This window comes from Pseudonocardia xishanensis (assembly GCF_039541715.1).
Classification (GTDB): domain Bacteria; phylum Actinomycetota; class Actinomycetes; order Mycobacteriales; family Pseudonocardiaceae; genus Pseudonocardia; species Pseudonocardia xishanensis.
In genome coordinates this window covers 1-15,542 of sequence record NZ_BAABGT010000069.1, presented here as the reverse complement: position 1 = coordinate 15,542, position 15,542 = coordinate 1, and the positions used below count along the sequence as shown (strand labels likewise).

15 protein-coding genes are annotated in these 15,542 nt (G+C 74.3%); 13 read left to right on the top strand and 2 right to left on the bottom strand.

The window, feature by feature from the left end; genetic code table 11:
- Nucleotides 1–84: 84 nt before the first annotated feature.
- From rimP to ABD993_RS21885, 9 genes are all read left to right on the top strand, one after another.
- Nucleotides 85–630 (top strand): ribosome maturation factor RimP, encoded by a 546-nt coding sequence (rimP, locus tag ABD993_RS21925; RefSeq protein WP_345421546.1) that lies wholly within the window; start codon nucleotides 85–87, stop codon nucleotides 628–630.
- Entirely contained in the window at nucleotides 627–1,712 is a 1,086-nt protein-coding gene (nusA, locus tag ABD993_RS21920) for a transcription termination factor NusA (RefSeq protein WP_345421543.1), read from the top strand. Before rimP ends, nusA begins: the two co-directional genes overlap by 4 nt.
- Nucleotides 1,709–2,059, top strand: a complete 351-nt coding sequence (locus tag ABD993_RS21915) for a YlxR family protein (RefSeq protein WP_345421927.1) — start codon at nucleotides 1,709–1,711, stop codon at nucleotides 2,057–2,059. Before nusA ends, ABD993_RS21915 begins: the two co-directional genes overlap by 4 nt.
- Nucleotides 2,060–2,158: 99 nt before the next feature.
- Complete coding sequence (gene infB, locus ABD993_RS21910) at nucleotides 2,159–5,224, top strand: translation initiation factor IF-2 (RefSeq protein WP_345421540.1); 3,066 nt, start codon at nucleotides 2,159–2,161, stop codon at nucleotides 5,222–5,224.
- 59 nt (nucleotides 5,225–5,283) lie between these two features.
- Complete coding sequence (locus tag ABD993_RS21905) at nucleotides 5,284–5,580, top strand: DUF503 domain-containing protein (protein ID WP_345421537.1); 297 nt, start codon at nucleotides 5,284–5,286, stop codon at nucleotides 5,578–5,580.
- Between the two features lie 10 nt (nucleotides 5,581–5,590).
- A complete protein-coding gene (rbfA, locus tag ABD993_RS21900) occupies nucleotides 5,591–6,046 on the top strand; it encodes a 30S ribosome-binding factor RbfA (RefSeq protein ID WP_345421534.1) in 456 nt (151 codons plus the stop codon).
- A gap of 92 nt (nucleotides 6,047–6,138) precedes the next feature.
- Nucleotides 6,139–7,122, top strand: coding sequence for a DHH family phosphoesterase (locus ABD993_RS21895; protein WP_425569102.1), 984 nt, complete (start codon nucleotides 6,139–6,141; stop codon nucleotides 7,120–7,122).
- 105 nt (nucleotides 7,123–7,227) lie between these two features.
- A complete protein-coding gene (locus tag ABD993_RS21890; protein ID WP_345421924.1) occupies nucleotides 7,228–7,839 on the top strand; it encodes a class I SAM-dependent methyltransferase in 612 nt (203 codons plus the stop codon).
- Between the two features lie 4 nt (nucleotides 7,840–7,843).
- Nucleotides 7,844–9,148 (top strand): MATE family efflux transporter, encoded by a 1,305-nt coding sequence (locus ABD993_RS21885; RefSeq protein WP_345421528.1) that lies wholly within the window; start codon nucleotides 7,844–7,846, stop codon nucleotides 9,146–9,148.
- On the opposite strand, the gene ABD993_RS21880 is transcribed toward ABD993_RS21885, so the two are convergent.
- Both ABD993_RS21880 and ABD993_RS21875 read right to left on the bottom strand, forming a co-directional pair.
- Entirely contained in the window at nucleotides 9,126–10,736 is a 1,611-nt protein-coding gene (locus ABD993_RS21880) for a sensor histidine kinase (protein WP_345421525.1), read from the bottom strand. The genes ABD993_RS21885 and ABD993_RS21880 overlap by 23 nt on opposite strands.
- A 218-nt stretch (nucleotides 10,737–10,954) precedes the next feature.
- Complete coding sequence (locus ABD993_RS21875) at nucleotides 10,955–12,376, bottom strand: cation:dicarboxylate symporter family transporter (protein WP_345421522.1); 1,422 nt, start codon at nucleotides 12,374–12,376, stop codon at nucleotides 10,955–10,957.
- A 152-nt stretch (nucleotides 12,377–12,528) separates the two neighbouring features.
- Here ABD993_RS21875 and ABD993_RS21870 point away from each other — a divergent pair, with 152 nt between their 5' ends.
- From ABD993_RS21870 to ABD993_RS21855, 4 genes are all read left to right on the top strand, one after another.
- A complete protein-coding gene (locus tag ABD993_RS21870; RefSeq protein WP_345421519.1) occupies nucleotides 12,529–13,188 on the top strand; it encodes a response regulator transcription factor in 660 nt (219 codons plus the stop codon).
- Nucleotides 13,189–13,197: 9 nt separating this feature from the next.
- A complete protein-coding gene (truB, locus tag ABD993_RS21865) occupies nucleotides 13,198–14,082 on the top strand; it encodes a tRNA pseudouridine(55) synthase TruB (RefSeq protein ID WP_345421516.1) in 885 nt (294 codons plus the stop codon).
- A 28-nt stretch (nucleotides 14,083–14,110) separates the two neighbouring features.
- Nucleotides 14,111–15,037 (top strand): bifunctional riboflavin kinase/FAD synthetase, encoded by a 927-nt coding sequence (locus tag ABD993_RS21860; protein ID WP_345421511.1) that lies wholly within the window; start codon nucleotides 14,111–14,113, stop codon nucleotides 15,035–15,037.
- Between the two features lie 54 nt (nucleotides 15,038–15,091).
- The coding region (locus ABD993_RS21855; RefSeq protein ID WP_345421508.1) for a helix-turn-helix domain-containing protein at nucleotides 15,092–15,542 on the top strand (451 nt) is incomplete at its 3' end.

The following is a 15,542-nucleotide window of genomic DNA, read 5'->3' as shown; positions in this document are numbered from 1 at the left end:
GGTCCGACCCTCCGCCCGGCCGCGCGCGATAGGCTGGACGGCCGTCCGACCTGATCTCGCCACGACCCCCGACCGAGGAGACCCATGCCCCCCGGAGTACCCGAGCAGCTCGCCGGCTCGTTGCGCGGCGTGCTGGAGCCCGTCGTCGCCGACGCCGGGCTCGAGCTCGACGAGCTCGAGGTCCGGGCAGCCGGTCGCAAGCACACGGTGAAGGTCGTGGTGGACGTGCCCGAGCAGGGCGAGGCCACGGCCGTCCCGCTGGACGCCATCGCGGTGGTCTCCCGCTCGGCCGCCGCCGAGCTGGACCGCCACGAGCACCTGATCGCCGGGTCGTACACACTGGAGGTCACCTCGCCCGGGGTGGACCGTCCGCTCACCCGCCCACTGCACTGGCGGCGGGCGCACCGGCGGCTGGTCCGCGTCACGCTGGAGTCCGGTGAGACCGTCGAGGTCCGGGTGGGTGCGGCGGGCCCGGAGTCGGCCACGGTGGTCGACGCGGGGGCCAGGCGGCCGCAGGCCCGCGAGCTGCGCTACGCCGACGTGCGGCGCGCGGTGGTGCAGGTCGAGTTCAACCCGCCGCCCGCGGCGGAGGTCGAGGCGCTGGGCGCCGGGAACGGAGAGCACGCGTGAACGTCGACATCGCCGCCCTACGGGCGATCGAGCGGGAGAAGGAGATCCCGTTCGACACCGTGATCGAGGCCATCGAGACCGCTCTGCTCACCGCCTACAAGCACACCGAGGGCCACCAGCCGCTGGCCCGCATCGACATCGACCGCAAGTCCGGCCTGGTCCGGGTGATGGCCCACGAGGTGGGCGAGGACGGCACGGCGGGCGTCGAGTTCGACGACACCCCCGAGGGCTTCGGCCGGATCGCCGCCACCACCGCGCGCCAGGTGATCGTGCAGCGCCTGCGGGACGCCGAGCACGAGCGCACCTACGGCGAGTTCGCGGCGCAGGAGGGCGAGATCGTCTCCGGGGTCATCCAGCGGGACGCCCGGGCGAACGCCCGCGGGGTCGTGGTGGTCCAGCTCGAGGACGGCTCGCGCCGCGGGGCGGGAAAGACCGAGGGCGTGCTGCCGCAGACCGAGCAGGTCCCCGGCGAGTCCTACCAGCACGGCGATCGGATCCGCTGCTACGTGGTCGGCGTCAGCCGGGGAATGCGCGGGACGCAGATCACGTTGTCCCGCACGCACCCGAACCTCGTCCGCAAGCTGTTCGCCCTCGAGGTGCCCGAGCTCGTCGACGGGTCCGTGGAGATCGTCGCGGTGGCCCGGGAGGCCGGGCACCGGTCCAAGATCGCCGTGCGGTCCACGGTCTCCGGGGTCAACCCCAAGGGCGCGTGCATCGGCCCGATGGGCCAGCGGGTGCGCAACGTGATGAGCGAGCTGCACGACGAGAAGATCGACATCATCGACTGGGCGGCCGACCCGGCGACGTTCGTCGGCAACGCGCTGTCGCCGTCGAAGGTGGTGTCCGTCACGGTCGTGGACGCCAAGACCCGCACCGCCCGCGTCGTCGTGCCGGACTTCCAGCTGTCCCTGGCCATCGGCAAGGAGGGGCAGAACGCCCGCCTCGCCGCCCGGTTGACCGGCTGGCGGATCGACATCCGCAGCGACGCCGACCCGCGGGAGAGGCCCGCCGACTCCGACGCGCACGACGGTCCCGTCGCGGCGGACGTGACGGGGACGTCCGGGACGGAGTCGGTCGGCTGAGGGACGACGCGCTACACTCGACCGCGGCCCGCACTCGGGCGGCGGGACCCGTTCGCACATGCGTCGGGTGTCGTTCCCGGGAGCTGGCCACCGGTCTGTTGCGTGTCGTCGCGGTGAACGGGGCCCTGGTCCCGGATCCGCGCGGACGCCTCCCCGGTCGGGGTGCCTGGCTGCACCTCCGGTCGGAGTGTCTCGACCGGGCCGAGCGTCGGTCGGCGTTCCCACGGGCACTGCGTGTCCCGGGACCGTTGGTCGGAGCGGCGGTCCGGGCGCACATCGAGCGACAGCAGGGGGTCGGGACAGTCCCGGCTCCGGCACTCACAGAAGACAAGGTCGACCCGTCATGAGCCAGTCGTGAAGATCGCACCATGAACGTGCATCGACTCTAGGTTCGAGGTCGAGCGGATCCTGCCGCCCGGCCTCCTTGATCCAGACTAAGGAGAGCAGTGGCAGGCAAGGCCCGCGTGCATGAGCTCGCGAAAGAGCTCGGCATCAGCAGCAAGCAGGTCCTGAGCAAGCTCCAGGACCTGGGGGAGTACGTGAAGTCCCCCTCCTCCACCGTCGAGGCCCCCGTCGCGCGCAAGCTGCGCGACTCGGTCGCGGGCAACGGCGGCGGCAAGCCCCGGGGTGTCCCCGGCAGTGGCGGCCGTCCGCGTCCCACCGGCGGTGCGCCCGGTCCCGGCCCCAAGCCGGGTCCGCGTTCCGGCGTGCCCACCCCCGGCCCGTCCCGTCCGGGCCCGGCGCCCGTCCCGGGTGCCACGCCAGGCCCGCGGCCCGGTCCGCGCCAGCCCGAGCAGGCGACCCCCGAGCCCCCCGCGCAGCCCGCGGCCCCGGCGGCCGGTGCCGCTCCGGCGGCCCCCGCTCGCGAGGAGCGACCCGCCGCGGCACCCGGACCCCGTCCGGGCTCCGCACCGCGTCCCGGCCCGGCCCAGCGCCCGCAGTCGCCCCAGGGCGGCCAGCAGGGTGGTCAGGGTGGTCAGCAGGGCGGCCGTCCCGAGGGCGGTCGTCCAGGCCCGCGCACCGAGGGTGCGCGCCCGGCGGCCGCGTCGACCGGCTCCGGTGCAGGCACCGTGCCCCCGCGTTCCGCGGGTCCGCGGCCCGGCCCGCGCCAGCCGCGCGTCGGCAACAACCCGTTCGGCGTCGGTTCCGGCGCCCCGCCGCGTCCGGCGGCCCCGCGTCCCGGCCCGCCGCCCGCCCAGGGTGGCCAGACCGGTGGCGGTCAGGCCGGTGGCGCCCCGCGTCCGGGTGCGCCCGGTGGCGGTGCGCCCGGCGGACCCCGTCCGCCGCAGCGCTCCGGTGACGCTCCTCGCGGTGGCCCGCGCCCGAACCCGGGCAACATGCCCCCGCGGCCGAACCCCGGCATGATGCCCGCCCGCCCGGCGGGCGGTCGTCCCGCGCCCGGTGGCCGTGGTGGCCCCGGTGCGGGTCGTGGCGGTCCCGGTGGTCGTCCCGGCGGCCCGGGCGGTCGTCCCGGCGGCGGTGGCGGCGGTTTCCGTCCCGGTGGCGGCGGTCCCGGTGGCGGCGGTGGCGGTGCCCCCGCGGCCGGCGGTTTCCGCGGTCGTCCCGGTGGCGGCGGCGGTCGTGGTCGCGGCGGCACGGCGGGTGCCTTCGGGCGTCCCGGCGGTCCGGCGCGCAAGGGTCGCAAGTCGAAGCGGCAGAAGCGCCAGGAGTTCGACTCGATGCAGGCCCCCTCGGTCGGTGGCGTCCGCCTGCCCAAGGGCCAGGGCGAGACGATCCGGCTGGCCCGCGGCGCCTCGCTGACCGACTTCGCGGACAAGATCAACGCCAACCCGGCCGCCCTGGTCCAGGTGCTGTTCCACCTGGGCGAGATGGTCACGGCCACGGCCTCGGTCGCGGACGAGATCCTCGAGATGCTCGGCACCGAGATGAACTACAACGTCCAGGTCGTCAGCCCCGAGGAGGAGGACCGTGCGCTGCTCGACAGCTTCGACATCTCCTTCGGCGACGACGGGGACGAGGAGGACTGGGTCGTCCGGCCGCCGGTCGTGACCATCATGGGTCACGTCGACCACGGTAAGACCCGACTGCTGGACACGATCCGGAAGGCGAACGTCCGCGAGGGCGAGGCAGGCGGGATCACCCAGCACATCGGCGCCTACCAGGTGCAGACCGAGCTGGACGGCAACATCCGGCCGATCACCTTCATCGACACCCCGGGTCACGAGGCGTTCACCGCCATGCGTGCCCGCGGCGCGAAGTCCACGGACATCGCGGTGATCGTGGTCGCGGCGGACGACGGCGTCATGCCCCAGACGATCGAGGCGGTGAACCACGCCCAGGCGGCCGACGTGCCGATCGTGGTCGCGGTGAACAAGATCGACGTCGAGGGCGCCAACCCGGCCAAGATCCGCCAGCAGCTCACCGAGTACAACCTGGTCGCCGAGGAGTACGGCGGCGACACGATGTTCGTCGACATCTCCGCGAAGCAGGGGACGAACATCGACGCGCTGCTCGAGGCCGTGCTGCTCACCGCGGACGCGGCGCTCGACCTGCGGGCCAACCCGTCCATGGAGGCCCAGGGCGTCACGATCGAGGGCCACCTCGACCGCGGCCGCGGCCCGGTGGCGACCGTGCTGGTCCAGCGCGGCACGCTGCGGGTCGGCGACTCGATCGTCGCGGGAGACGCCTCCGGGCGTGTCCGGCGGATGGTCGACGAGCACGGCGACGACGTCACCGAGGCGCTCCCGTCGCGTCCGGTGCAGGTCATCGGCCTGACCTCGGTCCCGGGTGCGGGCGACACGTTCCTCGTCGTGGACGAGGACCGGGTGGCCAGGCAGATCGCGGACCGTCGGCGGGCGCGCGAGCGCAACGCCGAGCTGGCCAGCCGCCGCAAGCGCGTGTCGCTCGAGGACCTCGATGCCGCGCTGCGGGAGACCAGCACCCTCAACCTGATCATCAAGGGTGACAACTCGGGTACCGTCGAGGCCCTCGAGGACGCCCTGATGAAGCTGGACGTGGGAGACGACGTCGAGCTGCGGGTCATCCACCGCGGCGTCGGTGGCATCACCGAGGGCGACATCAACCTCGCCATCGCGGACAACGTCATCGTCATGGGCTTCAACGTCCGTGCCGAGGGCAAGGCCACGGAGCTGGCCAACCGCGAGGGCGTCGAGATCCGCTACTACTCGGTGATCTATCAGGCGATCGAGGAGATCGAGCAGGCCCTCAAGGGCATGCTCAAGCCGGAGTTCGAAGAGGTCGAGCTGGGCCGCGCCGAGGTGCGGGACGTGTTCAAGTCCTCGAAGTTCGGCACGATCGCCGGTTGCCTCGTGATGAGCGGGGAGATCCGCCGCAACGCCCGCGGGCGCCTGCTGCGGGACTCCGTGGTCATCGCGGAGAACCTGCCGATCAGCTCGCTGCGCCGGTTCAAGGACGACGTGGTCGAGGTCCGCGAGGGCTTCGAGTGCGGTCTGACCCTGGGCACGTACAGCGACATCAAGGTCGGCGACGTCATCGAGACGTTCGAGATGCGCGAGAAGCCTCGCGCCTGAGCAAGTCGGCGGGGCGGCCCGGGAGATCGAGCCCGGGCCGCCCCCGCCGCATCTCGCCCATGTATGTAGGAGCACTGGAGTGTGACGTCCTGCTCGGGGACGTCCATTCGCTCAAGCAGAAGCGCTCCGTGGTGCGGCCCGTCGTGGCCGAGCTGCGTCGTCGCTTCGAGGTGTCCGTCGCCGAGGCGGGGCATCTCGACCTGCACCGCCGTGCCCTGATCGGGGTCGCGTGCGTGGCGGCGGACCACGGCCATGTCATCGAGGTGCTCGCCGCGTGCGAGCGCCTGGTGGCAGGCCGCCCCGAGCTGGAACTACTGTCGGCCCGGCACCGGATGCTCGGACCCGAGGACGAGTAAGGAGCGCGTCATGGTGGACCAGGCCCGTGCCCGACGGCTGTCGAAGCGGATCTCGCAGATCGTCGCGGAGGCGCTGGAGCACGAGGTGAAGGACCCGCGCCTGAAGATGGTGACCATCACCGACACCAGGGTGACCGGGGACCTGCGCGAGGCCACCGTGTACTACACGGTGCTGGGCCGCACCGTCGACGAGGCGCCGGACAACGCGGGCGCCGCCGCGGCGCTGGAGAGCGCCAAGGGCGTGCTGCGCACGATGGTCGGCCAGGCCACCGGGATCCGGCACACCCCCAGCCTGGCGTTCGTGACCGACGAGGTCCCGGACGAGGCCCGCCGCATGGAGGAGCTGCTGGCGCGCACCCGCGCGTCGGACGCCGAGGTGGCCCGGCTCGCAGCCGGTGCGCGCCCGGCGGGTGACCCCGACCCCTACCGCGCCCCTCGCGAGGCCGCGGACGACGGCGACGAGTGAGCACCGGGCGGGAGACCGTGTGGGCTCGCGCCCGCGCCGCGGACCGTGCCCGCGAGGTCGCGCGGGCGCTGGCCGCGGACCGGGCCCGCGACGTGGACGAGGCCGTGGAGACCGCCGCGGACGTCCTCGACGCCGCCACCCAGGTCGTCCTGCTCGGCCACGTGAACCCGGATGCGGACTCGCTCGGCTCGGCGCTGGCCCTGGGGCTGGCGCTGCACCGACGCGGGGTCCAGGTCATGGTGTCCTACGGCGCCGCGGAACCGGACGAGCTCCCGCCGGAGAGCCTGCGGGCGCTGGACGTGGCGGGCCTGCTGCACCGGCCCTCGGACGTCCCGGAGGCCCCCGAGGTGCTGGTCTGCTGCGACACCGCGGACCGCCGCAGGCTCGGCATCCTGGCCGACCGGGTGGACGCGGCGGAGACCACGATCCTGGTGGACCACCACGCGTCGAACCCCGGGTTCGGGGACGTGCAGGTCCTCGACCCGACCGTCGAGGCCACCGTGGTGCTGGTGCACCGCATCCTCGACCTCATGGACGTGGACCTGGACCCGGCCGTCGGCGCGTGCCTGTACGCGGGGCTCGCCACGGACACCGTCGGCTTCCGGATCGGCGGGCCCGGGCCGCACCGGCTCGCGGCGGAGCTCGTCGAGGCGGGGGTGGAGGTCGAGCCGCTGATGCGCGGGCTCGTCGACTCCCACCCGTTCGCCTGGCTGCACGCGCTCGGCGCGATCCTGCAGGCCGCCGAGCTGGAGCCCGGGCTTCGGGCCGGCCACGGGCTGGTGCACGCGACCGTGCCGCGCGCGGTGGTCGAGGCGTTCCGGCCCGAGGAGGTCGAGAGCGTCGTCGACCACGTCCGGACGGCGACCGAGGCCGAGGTCACCGCCGTGCTCAAGCAGGTGGCGGGGGACCGGTGGACGGTGTCGCTGCGCTCGCGCGGTGCCGTGGACGTGGCGGCCGCGGCCGTCGCGCTGGGCGGGGGCGGCCATCCCCGGGCGGCCGGGTTCTCCCGCTCCGGCAGCCGGACCGAGATCCTCGCGGCGATCCGCACCGCTTTGGGCGATACCGGACGAACCTGACACCCCGTGTTCACCCCGACCACGCCCGTCGGTGCGTACGGTGAGGGTGACGAGGAGGACAGCTTGACTTCTGAGCACGCCCTTCCCGCCCCCGCCCATCCGGGCGTGGCCGGGAGCACCCCGACCACCGGCGCCCGACGGGCCTTCCTGGCCGCCGCCGTCCGCCGCCCCGGACAGATCGGCGCCGTCTTCCCGAGCTCGCCGCGGCTGGCCGGGCTCCTGGCGTCCGTGGTCCCCTCGCACGGGGCACCCGTCGTCGTCGAGCTGGGCCCGGGCAGCGGGTCGGTCTCCGCCCCGATCGCCGACCGGCTGCCGGCGGGCGGCAGGCACCTGGCGGTGGAGCTGGACCCCGCGCTGGCGGCCTACCTGCGCCGGTCCCGCCCCGGCATGGAGGTCGTGGACGGGGACGCCCGCGAGCTCACCTCGCTGCTGGCCGCGCGCGAGGCGGGCCGGGTGGACGCGGTGGTCTCCGGGCTGCCGTGGTCGTTGTTCGGCCAGGCCGACCAGCGCGCGATCCTGGCGCAGGTCAGCGCGGTGATCGGCGGTGAGGGCGCGTTCACCACCTTCGCCTACACCCACACGCTGGCGATGAGCTCCGCGCGCCGCTTCCGCAGGCTGTTGCACGAGGCGTTCGACGAGGTCGTCATCACCCGCACGGTGTGGCGCAACGTGCCGCCCGCCTACGCCTACGTGTGCAGGCGGCCCGTGACAGCATGACCCCGTGAGATCGGGGGCGTCGCCACGGGACGTGGGGCGGCTGGCGCTGCAGGCCCTGCCCGTGCTGGCGGCCGAGCCGCTGTACGTGCTGGTGGACACCGCCGTCGTCGGGCGGTTGGGGGCGGTGCCGCTCGCCGGGCTCGCCGTCGCCGGGGTGTTGTTCGCGCAGGTCACGACCGCGCTGAACTTCCTGTCCTACGGGACCACCGCCCGCTCCGCCCGGCTGCACGGGGCCGGTCGCCGGTCGGAGGCCGTGGTCGAGGGCGTGCAGGCGACCTGGGTCGCGCTCGCGGTCGGGCTGCTGGTGCTGGGCGTGGGGCAGCTGGTGGCGCGGCCGGTCGCGGACGCGCTGGGGGACGGCGGGCCCGTCGCGGACGCCGCCGTCGGCTGGCTGCGGATCGCCCTGTTCGGCGCGCCGCTGATCCTGGTCACCCTCGCGGGCAACGGCTGGATGCGCGGCGTGCAGGACACCGCCCGCCCGCTGCGGTACGTGCTGGCGGGCAACGCCTTCTCCGCCGTCCTCTGTCCGGTCCTGGTGCACGTCGTCGGTTGGGGGCTGGAGGGGTCGGCCGTCGCGAACGTCGCGGCGCAGGTGATCGTGGCCGCGCTGTTCCTGCGGGCGCTGCTGCGCGAGGGTGTGCCGCTGCGGCCGCGGTTCGACCTCATCCGCGCCCAGCTGTCCATGGGCCGCGATCTCATCCTGCGCACCGCGGGCTTCCAGGCCTGCTTCCTCTCCGCGACGGCCGTGGCGGCCCGGTTCGGGGCGTCCAGCGTGGCCGCGCACCAGATCGTCCTGCAGCTGTGGAACTTCCAGGCCCTCGTGCTCGACGCCGTCGCCATCGCCGCACAGGCGCTGGTCGGCGCGGCGCTGGGGGCGGGCGGGGCGGACCGCGCGAAGGTCGTCGGAGCGCAGGTCACGCGGTACGGGCTGTGGCTGGGGATCGGGTTCGGCGTGCTGTTCGCGGCCCTCTACCCGGTGCTGCCCGCGGTGTTCACGGCCGATCCCGAGATCCTCGCGACCGTCCCGCAGGCCTGGTGGTTCTTCGTGGCGCTGCAGCCGGTCGCGGGGGTGGTCTTCGCGATCGACGGCGTACTGCTCGGCGCCGGGGACGCCGCGTTCCTGCGCACCACGACCCTGGCCGCCGCGCTCCTGGGGTTCCTGCCGCTGATCTGGATCTCGCTGGTCGCGGGCTGGGGACTGGTCGGGATCTGGACGGGCCTGGCGATGTTCATGCTGGTCCGGTTCGTGGCGGTGGGCCTGCGCGCCCGCTCCGGCCGCTGGGCCGTCACCGGCGCGGTGCGGGGCTGACCGGGACCGCGCCGGTCACCGCGGCCGGGAGGGTGAGCCGGAAGACCGTGCCGGGGTCGGCCGGGCGGACCTCGATCGCGCCGCCGAGCCTGCGCAGGATGCGGGCCACCAGGGCGAGGCCGATGCCGCGGGGGCGGTCCGGGGCGGCGGGCTTGGTGGAGAAGCCGTGCTCGAAGACGTCGTCGGCGGCCGCGGCGGGGATGCCCGGCCCGGTGTCCGCCACCTCGACCACCCAGCCGCCGTCGGCGCCGTCCTGCAGGGTGACCCGGACGGCCGGGTCGGGCCCGCCGTCGGCGGCCGCGTCGAGCGCGTTGTCGACGAGGTTGCCCAGCAGCGACACCAGGTCGTCCGCACCGACGGGGGCGTCCCGGGTGGTCTCGTCCGCGACGGTGAACGCGATCTGCCGCTCGGCCGCGGTCCAGACCTTGTCCAGCAGCAGCGCCGCGAGCACGGGGTCCTGCACGACGAGGTCGGACGGCCCGCGCGCCCGGTCGACGGCGGCCGTGCCCGCCCGCAGGGCGTCCTCGGTGTCGCCGAGCTGGACCAGGGTCAGCACGGTCTGCATCCGGTTCGCGAACTCGTGCGCCTGGCTCGACAGCGCCCGGGCCCGGTCGCGCGCGGCGTCTCGCTCCCGCAGGATCTCGGCCAGCTCGGTCCGGTCCCGCAGGGTGACGACGCGGGTCCCCTCGCCCGCGCGGGGCCCGGCGGAGCTGCGGGACAGCAGCAGCACCCGCTCGCCGGCGAGGGCGAGCGCGTCCCGGACGTCCGCGGCGCCGCCCGTCGCCAGCCGGGTGACCGCCCGCAGCGCCGGGTCGACGCCCAGCTCCACCAGCCGCCTGCCCTCCACCGGCTGGTCGGGGGCGAAGCCGAGGAGCCTGCGCGCCTCGGCGTTGAGCACCACGATCCGCCCGTCGGCGTCCAGCACCATCAGGCCCTCGCGGACGGCCCGGAGCACGGCGTCGTGGTGGGTGTACGCGGCGGCGATCTCCTCGGGCTCCAGGCCCAGGGTCTGCCTGCGGACACGGCGGGCGAGCAGCCACGCGAGCACGGACCCGACCGCGAACGCGACCAGCGCGACGGCCACGATCCACGGCAGCTCGCGCGCCACGAGCTCGCTGATCCGCGTCTCCAGGACGCCGACGCTGACCAGCCCGACCACCCGGCCTCCGGAGACGGAGCCTGCGGGGCCGACGGTCGGCGCGGACCACACGGGGACGACGGTGCGGACCGAGGGGCCGAGGGTGCCGAGGTAGTGCTCGGAGTAGACCCGCCCGGCGCGGGCCTCGGCGATCGTGCCGACGTACCGCTGCCCGATCCGGTCCGGCTCCGCGTGGCTGTAGCGGATCCCGTCCGGGCTCATCACCACGACGAACGCCGTGTTCGTCGCGGCCTGCACCCGCAGGGCGAGCGGCTGCATGCTCCGCCCGACGACGAGCGGGTCCCCGCCCGCGGTCACCGCGGCGACCACCGCCGGGTCCGTCGCGACGGTCTGCGCGGTCGCGGCGGTGAGCCGCTCGGCGGCGTCGGTCTCCAGCCGCTGGGCGCCGACCACCGCCAACGCCGCAGCCCCGCCGACCGTCACCAGCACCGTCACCACCTGCAGGAGCAGGAGGCGGCGGACCAGGCCGGAGGACCTGCTCGCAGGGTCCGGCCATCGGCGGCCGGAGGACCTGCTCGCAGGGTCCGACCGTCGGCCGGAGGACCTGCTCGCAGGGTCCGACCGTCGGCCGGAGGACCTGCTCGCAGGGTCCGACCTTCTGCGCTGGGAGGATCGGCGGGGCATGGCGGGATTGTCGCCCGTGCCGGCTAGCGCGCGGTGTCGGATCCGGCGGCGACCAGCTCCTTGTCCGTCGACGGCTCGACGTCCGTACCGGACCCGTGCTCCAGCTCCATCGCCGCGTCGACCAGCGACGGGTCGTCCAGCACCGCGGCGAGCCGCTCGCGGTCGAGCTCGCCGTTCCAGCGGGCGATGACCAGCGTGGCCACCACGTTGCCGATGCAGTTGGTGATGGCTCGGCCCTCGCTCATCACGCGGTCGATGCCGATGATCAGCGCGATCCCGACGGCGATGGCCTCGGCCGTGAAGAACTGGCCGCCGAAGGCCTGCAGCGAGGCCGCGAGGGTCACCAGGCCGGCGCCGGTGATGCCCGCCGCGCCCTTCGACGTCAGGACCATGAGCAGGGCGAGGCCGATCTGCAGGCCGATCGGGAGCGTCTCGCCACCCGCGTGGATGATGAACAGCGCGCCGAGGGTGAGGTAGATGCAGGTGCCGTCGAGGTTGAACGAGTAGCCGGTCGGGATGACCAGGCCGACGGTCTGCTTCGACGCCCCCGCCGCCTCCAGCTTGGTGAGCAGCCGCGGCAGCACCGACTCCGACGACGACGTGCCGACGATGATCAGCAGCTCGTCCTTGATCAGCCGGATGACCTTGAAGATGTTGAACCCGGCCCACCGGGACACCAGGCCGAGCACCGCGAAGATGAAGAACGCGCAGGTGCCCCAGAACACGCCCATCAGCTTCAGCAGCTCACCGAGCGACTGGGTGCCGAACTGCGCGACGGTGTAGGCCATGCCGCCGAACGCGGCGACCGGCGCGGCCCACATGATCAGCTTGATGATGCCGAAGATGACCTTGGCGATGGTCTCGATCGAGCCGACCACCCGCTTGCGCAGCGGCGCGGCGAGCAGCGAGACGGAGCAGGCGGTGAGGATGGCCAGCACCAGGACGCGCAGCACCTCGTTCTCGACGAACGGGCCGAGGAAGCTGGTCGGGAGCAGGTCGTTGAGCAGGAAGCCGGTCAGGCCGCCCTGGTCGGCGCTCGAGCCGCTCTCCACCTGCTTGGCCGCCGAGGCCAGCGCCGACTCCGACGGCTGCCCGGTGAAGCCCCCGCCGACGTCGAAGACGTTCGCGGCGAGCAGCCCGATGGTCAGCGCCACGACCGTCGCGACGAGGAAGTAGAACAGGGCCTTCAGGGCCAGCCCGCCCGCGCGGGCCAGGTTGCCGATCGACGCGATCCCGACGACGACGGTGCAGAAGATCACCGGCGCGACGATCACCTTGATCATCTGGATGAAGCCGTCGGCCAGCCACTTGGCGCCCTTGGCCGCGTCGGGTGCGATCATGCCGAACAGGACGCCGCCGAGAATGCCGACGATCACCCAGAACCAGAGTTGGGTGTAGAAGCGCTTCTTCCGCGGGGTTCCCTGCACTGCTTCGGTGGTAGCCACTCGTCCTCCTCGACGTCCGCTGCTCCTCGGCACGGTAGGAACGTGACGCCCGCCATGTCAGGGTGTGCGCGTCCATAATTGGGCGGGCGTTGAGGTTTCGCAGGATCAGGGCCTGCGGAGAGACCCTCGGCGCGGGACGGGAGCAATCGGACGTGCGGGCACTGCTGGTGGAGGACGATCCCGTGCTGGGCGCCGCCGTGGCGAAGGCGCTGGGTGCGAACGGCTTCCGGGTCCACCACGTGACCAGTGGGGCGGCGGCCCTCGCGGCGGTCGGGGAGTCCGCGCCGGACGTCGTGCTGCTGGACATGGGCCTGCCGGACCGGGACGGGATCGGGGTGTGCCGCGGGATCCGCGAGGTCTCGCGGGTGCCGATCCTCGCCGTCACCGGGCGCGGGGCCGTGGAGGCGCGGGTGGCCGGGCTGCGCAACGGGGCGGACGACTACATCGTCAAGCCCTTCCTGATCGAGGAGCTGCTGGCCCGGATCGACGCGGTGCTGCGCCGCACGCGGGGGCTCGGGGTGGCGCCGTCCGTCGTCGCGGGGGACGTCGAGATCGACCTGGCGCGCCGGTCGGTCGCCGTCGCGGGGGCCGAGATCGCGTTGGCGCGCAAGGAGTTCGACCTGCTGGCGGCACTCGCCCGGCGGGAGGGCGCCGTGGTGGCCCGAGACGAGCTGCTCGACGAGGTGTGGGGCTCGGCGGACGCCTCGGCGCGGCGGACCCTGGAGGCGCACGTCGGGCTGGTCCGGTCCAAGCTGGGGCGGCCCGAGGTCATCGTGACGGCGCGTGGGGTGGGGTACCGGCTCGGGAAGTAGCCTCCCCCTGTGCCGGACCGTGATCTCGTCGCAGGTGGACTCGTCGTCGTCGACAAGCCCGGCGGGATGACCTCGCACGACGTCGTCTCGCGGCTGCGCCGCATCCTGCGCACCCGCAAGGTCGGCCACGCGGGCACGCTCGACCCGATGGCCACCGGCGTGCTGGTCTGCGGGGTGGACCGCGGCACCAAGCTGCTCGGGCACCTCGCGCTGGACACCAAGGCGTACACCGCGACCATCCGGCTCGGCGTGTCCACGACGACGGACGACGCCGAGGGCTCACCGGTCCACGAGACCGATCCGGCGGGCGTCACGGACGAGGCGGTCGCGGCCGGGATCGCCGCCCTGACCGGCGACATCCGGCAGGTCCCGTCGAGCGTGAGCGCGGTGAAGATCGACGGGCAGCGGGCCTACGCCCGGGTGCGCGCGGGGGAGGACGTGGTGATCCCGGCCCGTCCGGTCACCGTCTCCGCGTTCACCCTGCTCGAGCGCCGCGGCGCCGACCTGGACGTCGTCGTGGAGTGCTCGTCGGGGACCTACGTCCGCGCGCTCGCCCGCGATCTCGGCGCGGCGCTGGGCGTCGGGGGGCACCTGACCGCGCTGCGCCGCACCCGGGTCGGGCCCTTCGACCTCACCCACGCCCGTACGCTCGAGCAGCTGGAGGCCGATCCCTCGCTGTCGCTGGACCTGGCCGGGGCGGTGGCGACCGCCTTCCCGCGGCGGGACGTCGACGCCGCGGGCGCCACGGACGTCTCGCACGGGAAGCGGCTGGTGGCGGCCGGCCTGCCGGGCACGTACGGGGTCTTCGCGCCGGACGGCCGGGTGCTCGCCCTGATGGCGGACGCGGGCGAGGCGGCCAAGCCGGTCGTCGTCCTCGCCCCCGCGGGGTCGTGAGCCGGCCCGTTCCGTAGGCTTGGCGATCGTGGAACGGTGGCGTGGACTCGAGGCGGTGCCCTCGGGATGGGGCCGCAGCGTCGTGACCATCGGGGTCTTCGACGGCGTGCACCGCGGGCACCGGCAGCTCATCGAGCGGGCGGTGGAGGTCGGGCGCGAGCGCGGCCTGCGCAGCGTCGTCGTCACCTTCGACCCGCACCCCGCCGAGCTGGTCCGCCCGGGCTCCCACCCGGCCGCGCTGACCACCCTCGAGCGGCGCGCGGACCTGGTCGCCGAGATCGGCGCGGACGCCTTCTGCGTGCTGCCCTTCACCGGCGAGCTGGCCCGGATGGATCCCGCGGAGTTCGCCCACGAGGTGCTGGTGGACACCCTGCACGCCGCGGTCGTGGTCGTCGGGACCAACTTCACCTTCGGCTACAAGGCCGCGGGGGACCTGGACACGCTGCGCGAGCTCGGCACCCGCTTCGGCTTCGCGGTGGACGGGCTGGACCTCATCACGGACGACGGGGTCACCTTCTCCTCGACCTACATCCGCTCGTGCATCGACGCGGGGGACATGGACGCCGCCGCGGCCGCCCTGGGCCGCCTGCACCGGGTGGACGGCGTGGTCGTGCACGGCGACAAGCGCGGCCGTGAGCTGGGCTTCCCCACCGCGAACGTGTCCTGCGCGGCGCACACCGCGCTCCCGGCGGACGGCGTGTACGCGGCCTGGTTCCTGCTGGGGGACCGGCGGCTGCCATCGGCGGTGTCGGTCGGCTCGAACCCGACGTTCTCCGGCCGGGTCCGGACCGTGGAGGCCTTCGTGCTGGACGTGAACGAGGACTTCTACGGCCACGAGGTCGGCATCGAGTTCGCCCACCGGCTGCGCGGGATGGAGCGCTACGACGGCATCGAGCCGCTGATCGCGCAGATGAAGGACGACGTGGCGCAGACCCGGAAGCTGCTCGGGGCCTGAGCGGTTTCTCCGTTCCGCCCCGCGCACGGGGGTCCGGATGTCAGCATCGCCGGTGTGGATCCCGAACGGCGGCTGGCCGAGAGCCGGGCGCGGCAGCGCGCGCTCTACGGTGCGCCGATCGGCGAGAAGGTGCACCGGATGGTCCGTGCGCTCGGCCTGACCCAGGCGCAGCTGGCCGCGGCCGTCGGGGTGAGCCCGGCGATGCTGTCGCAGCTGGTCAGCGGCAGGCGCGTGAAGATCGGGGATCCGGCGGTGCTCGCGCGCTTCCGGCTGCTGGACGCGCGGTGCGCCGACGGTCCGCTCCCGCCCGAGCGGGTGCCCGCGCTGCTCGCCGAGGTCCGGGAGACCGGGCCGACCTGGGCGGGCCCGCCCCCGGTACTGCAGCCGGTACCGCACCCGGTACCGCCCCCGGGCGCGGCCGTCGAGCCCGCGGACGTCCGGCCGCCGTCGACGCCGGACCCGGCCGCCCGGCGCACGGCGGACGCGGCCGACGCCCTGCGCGCGA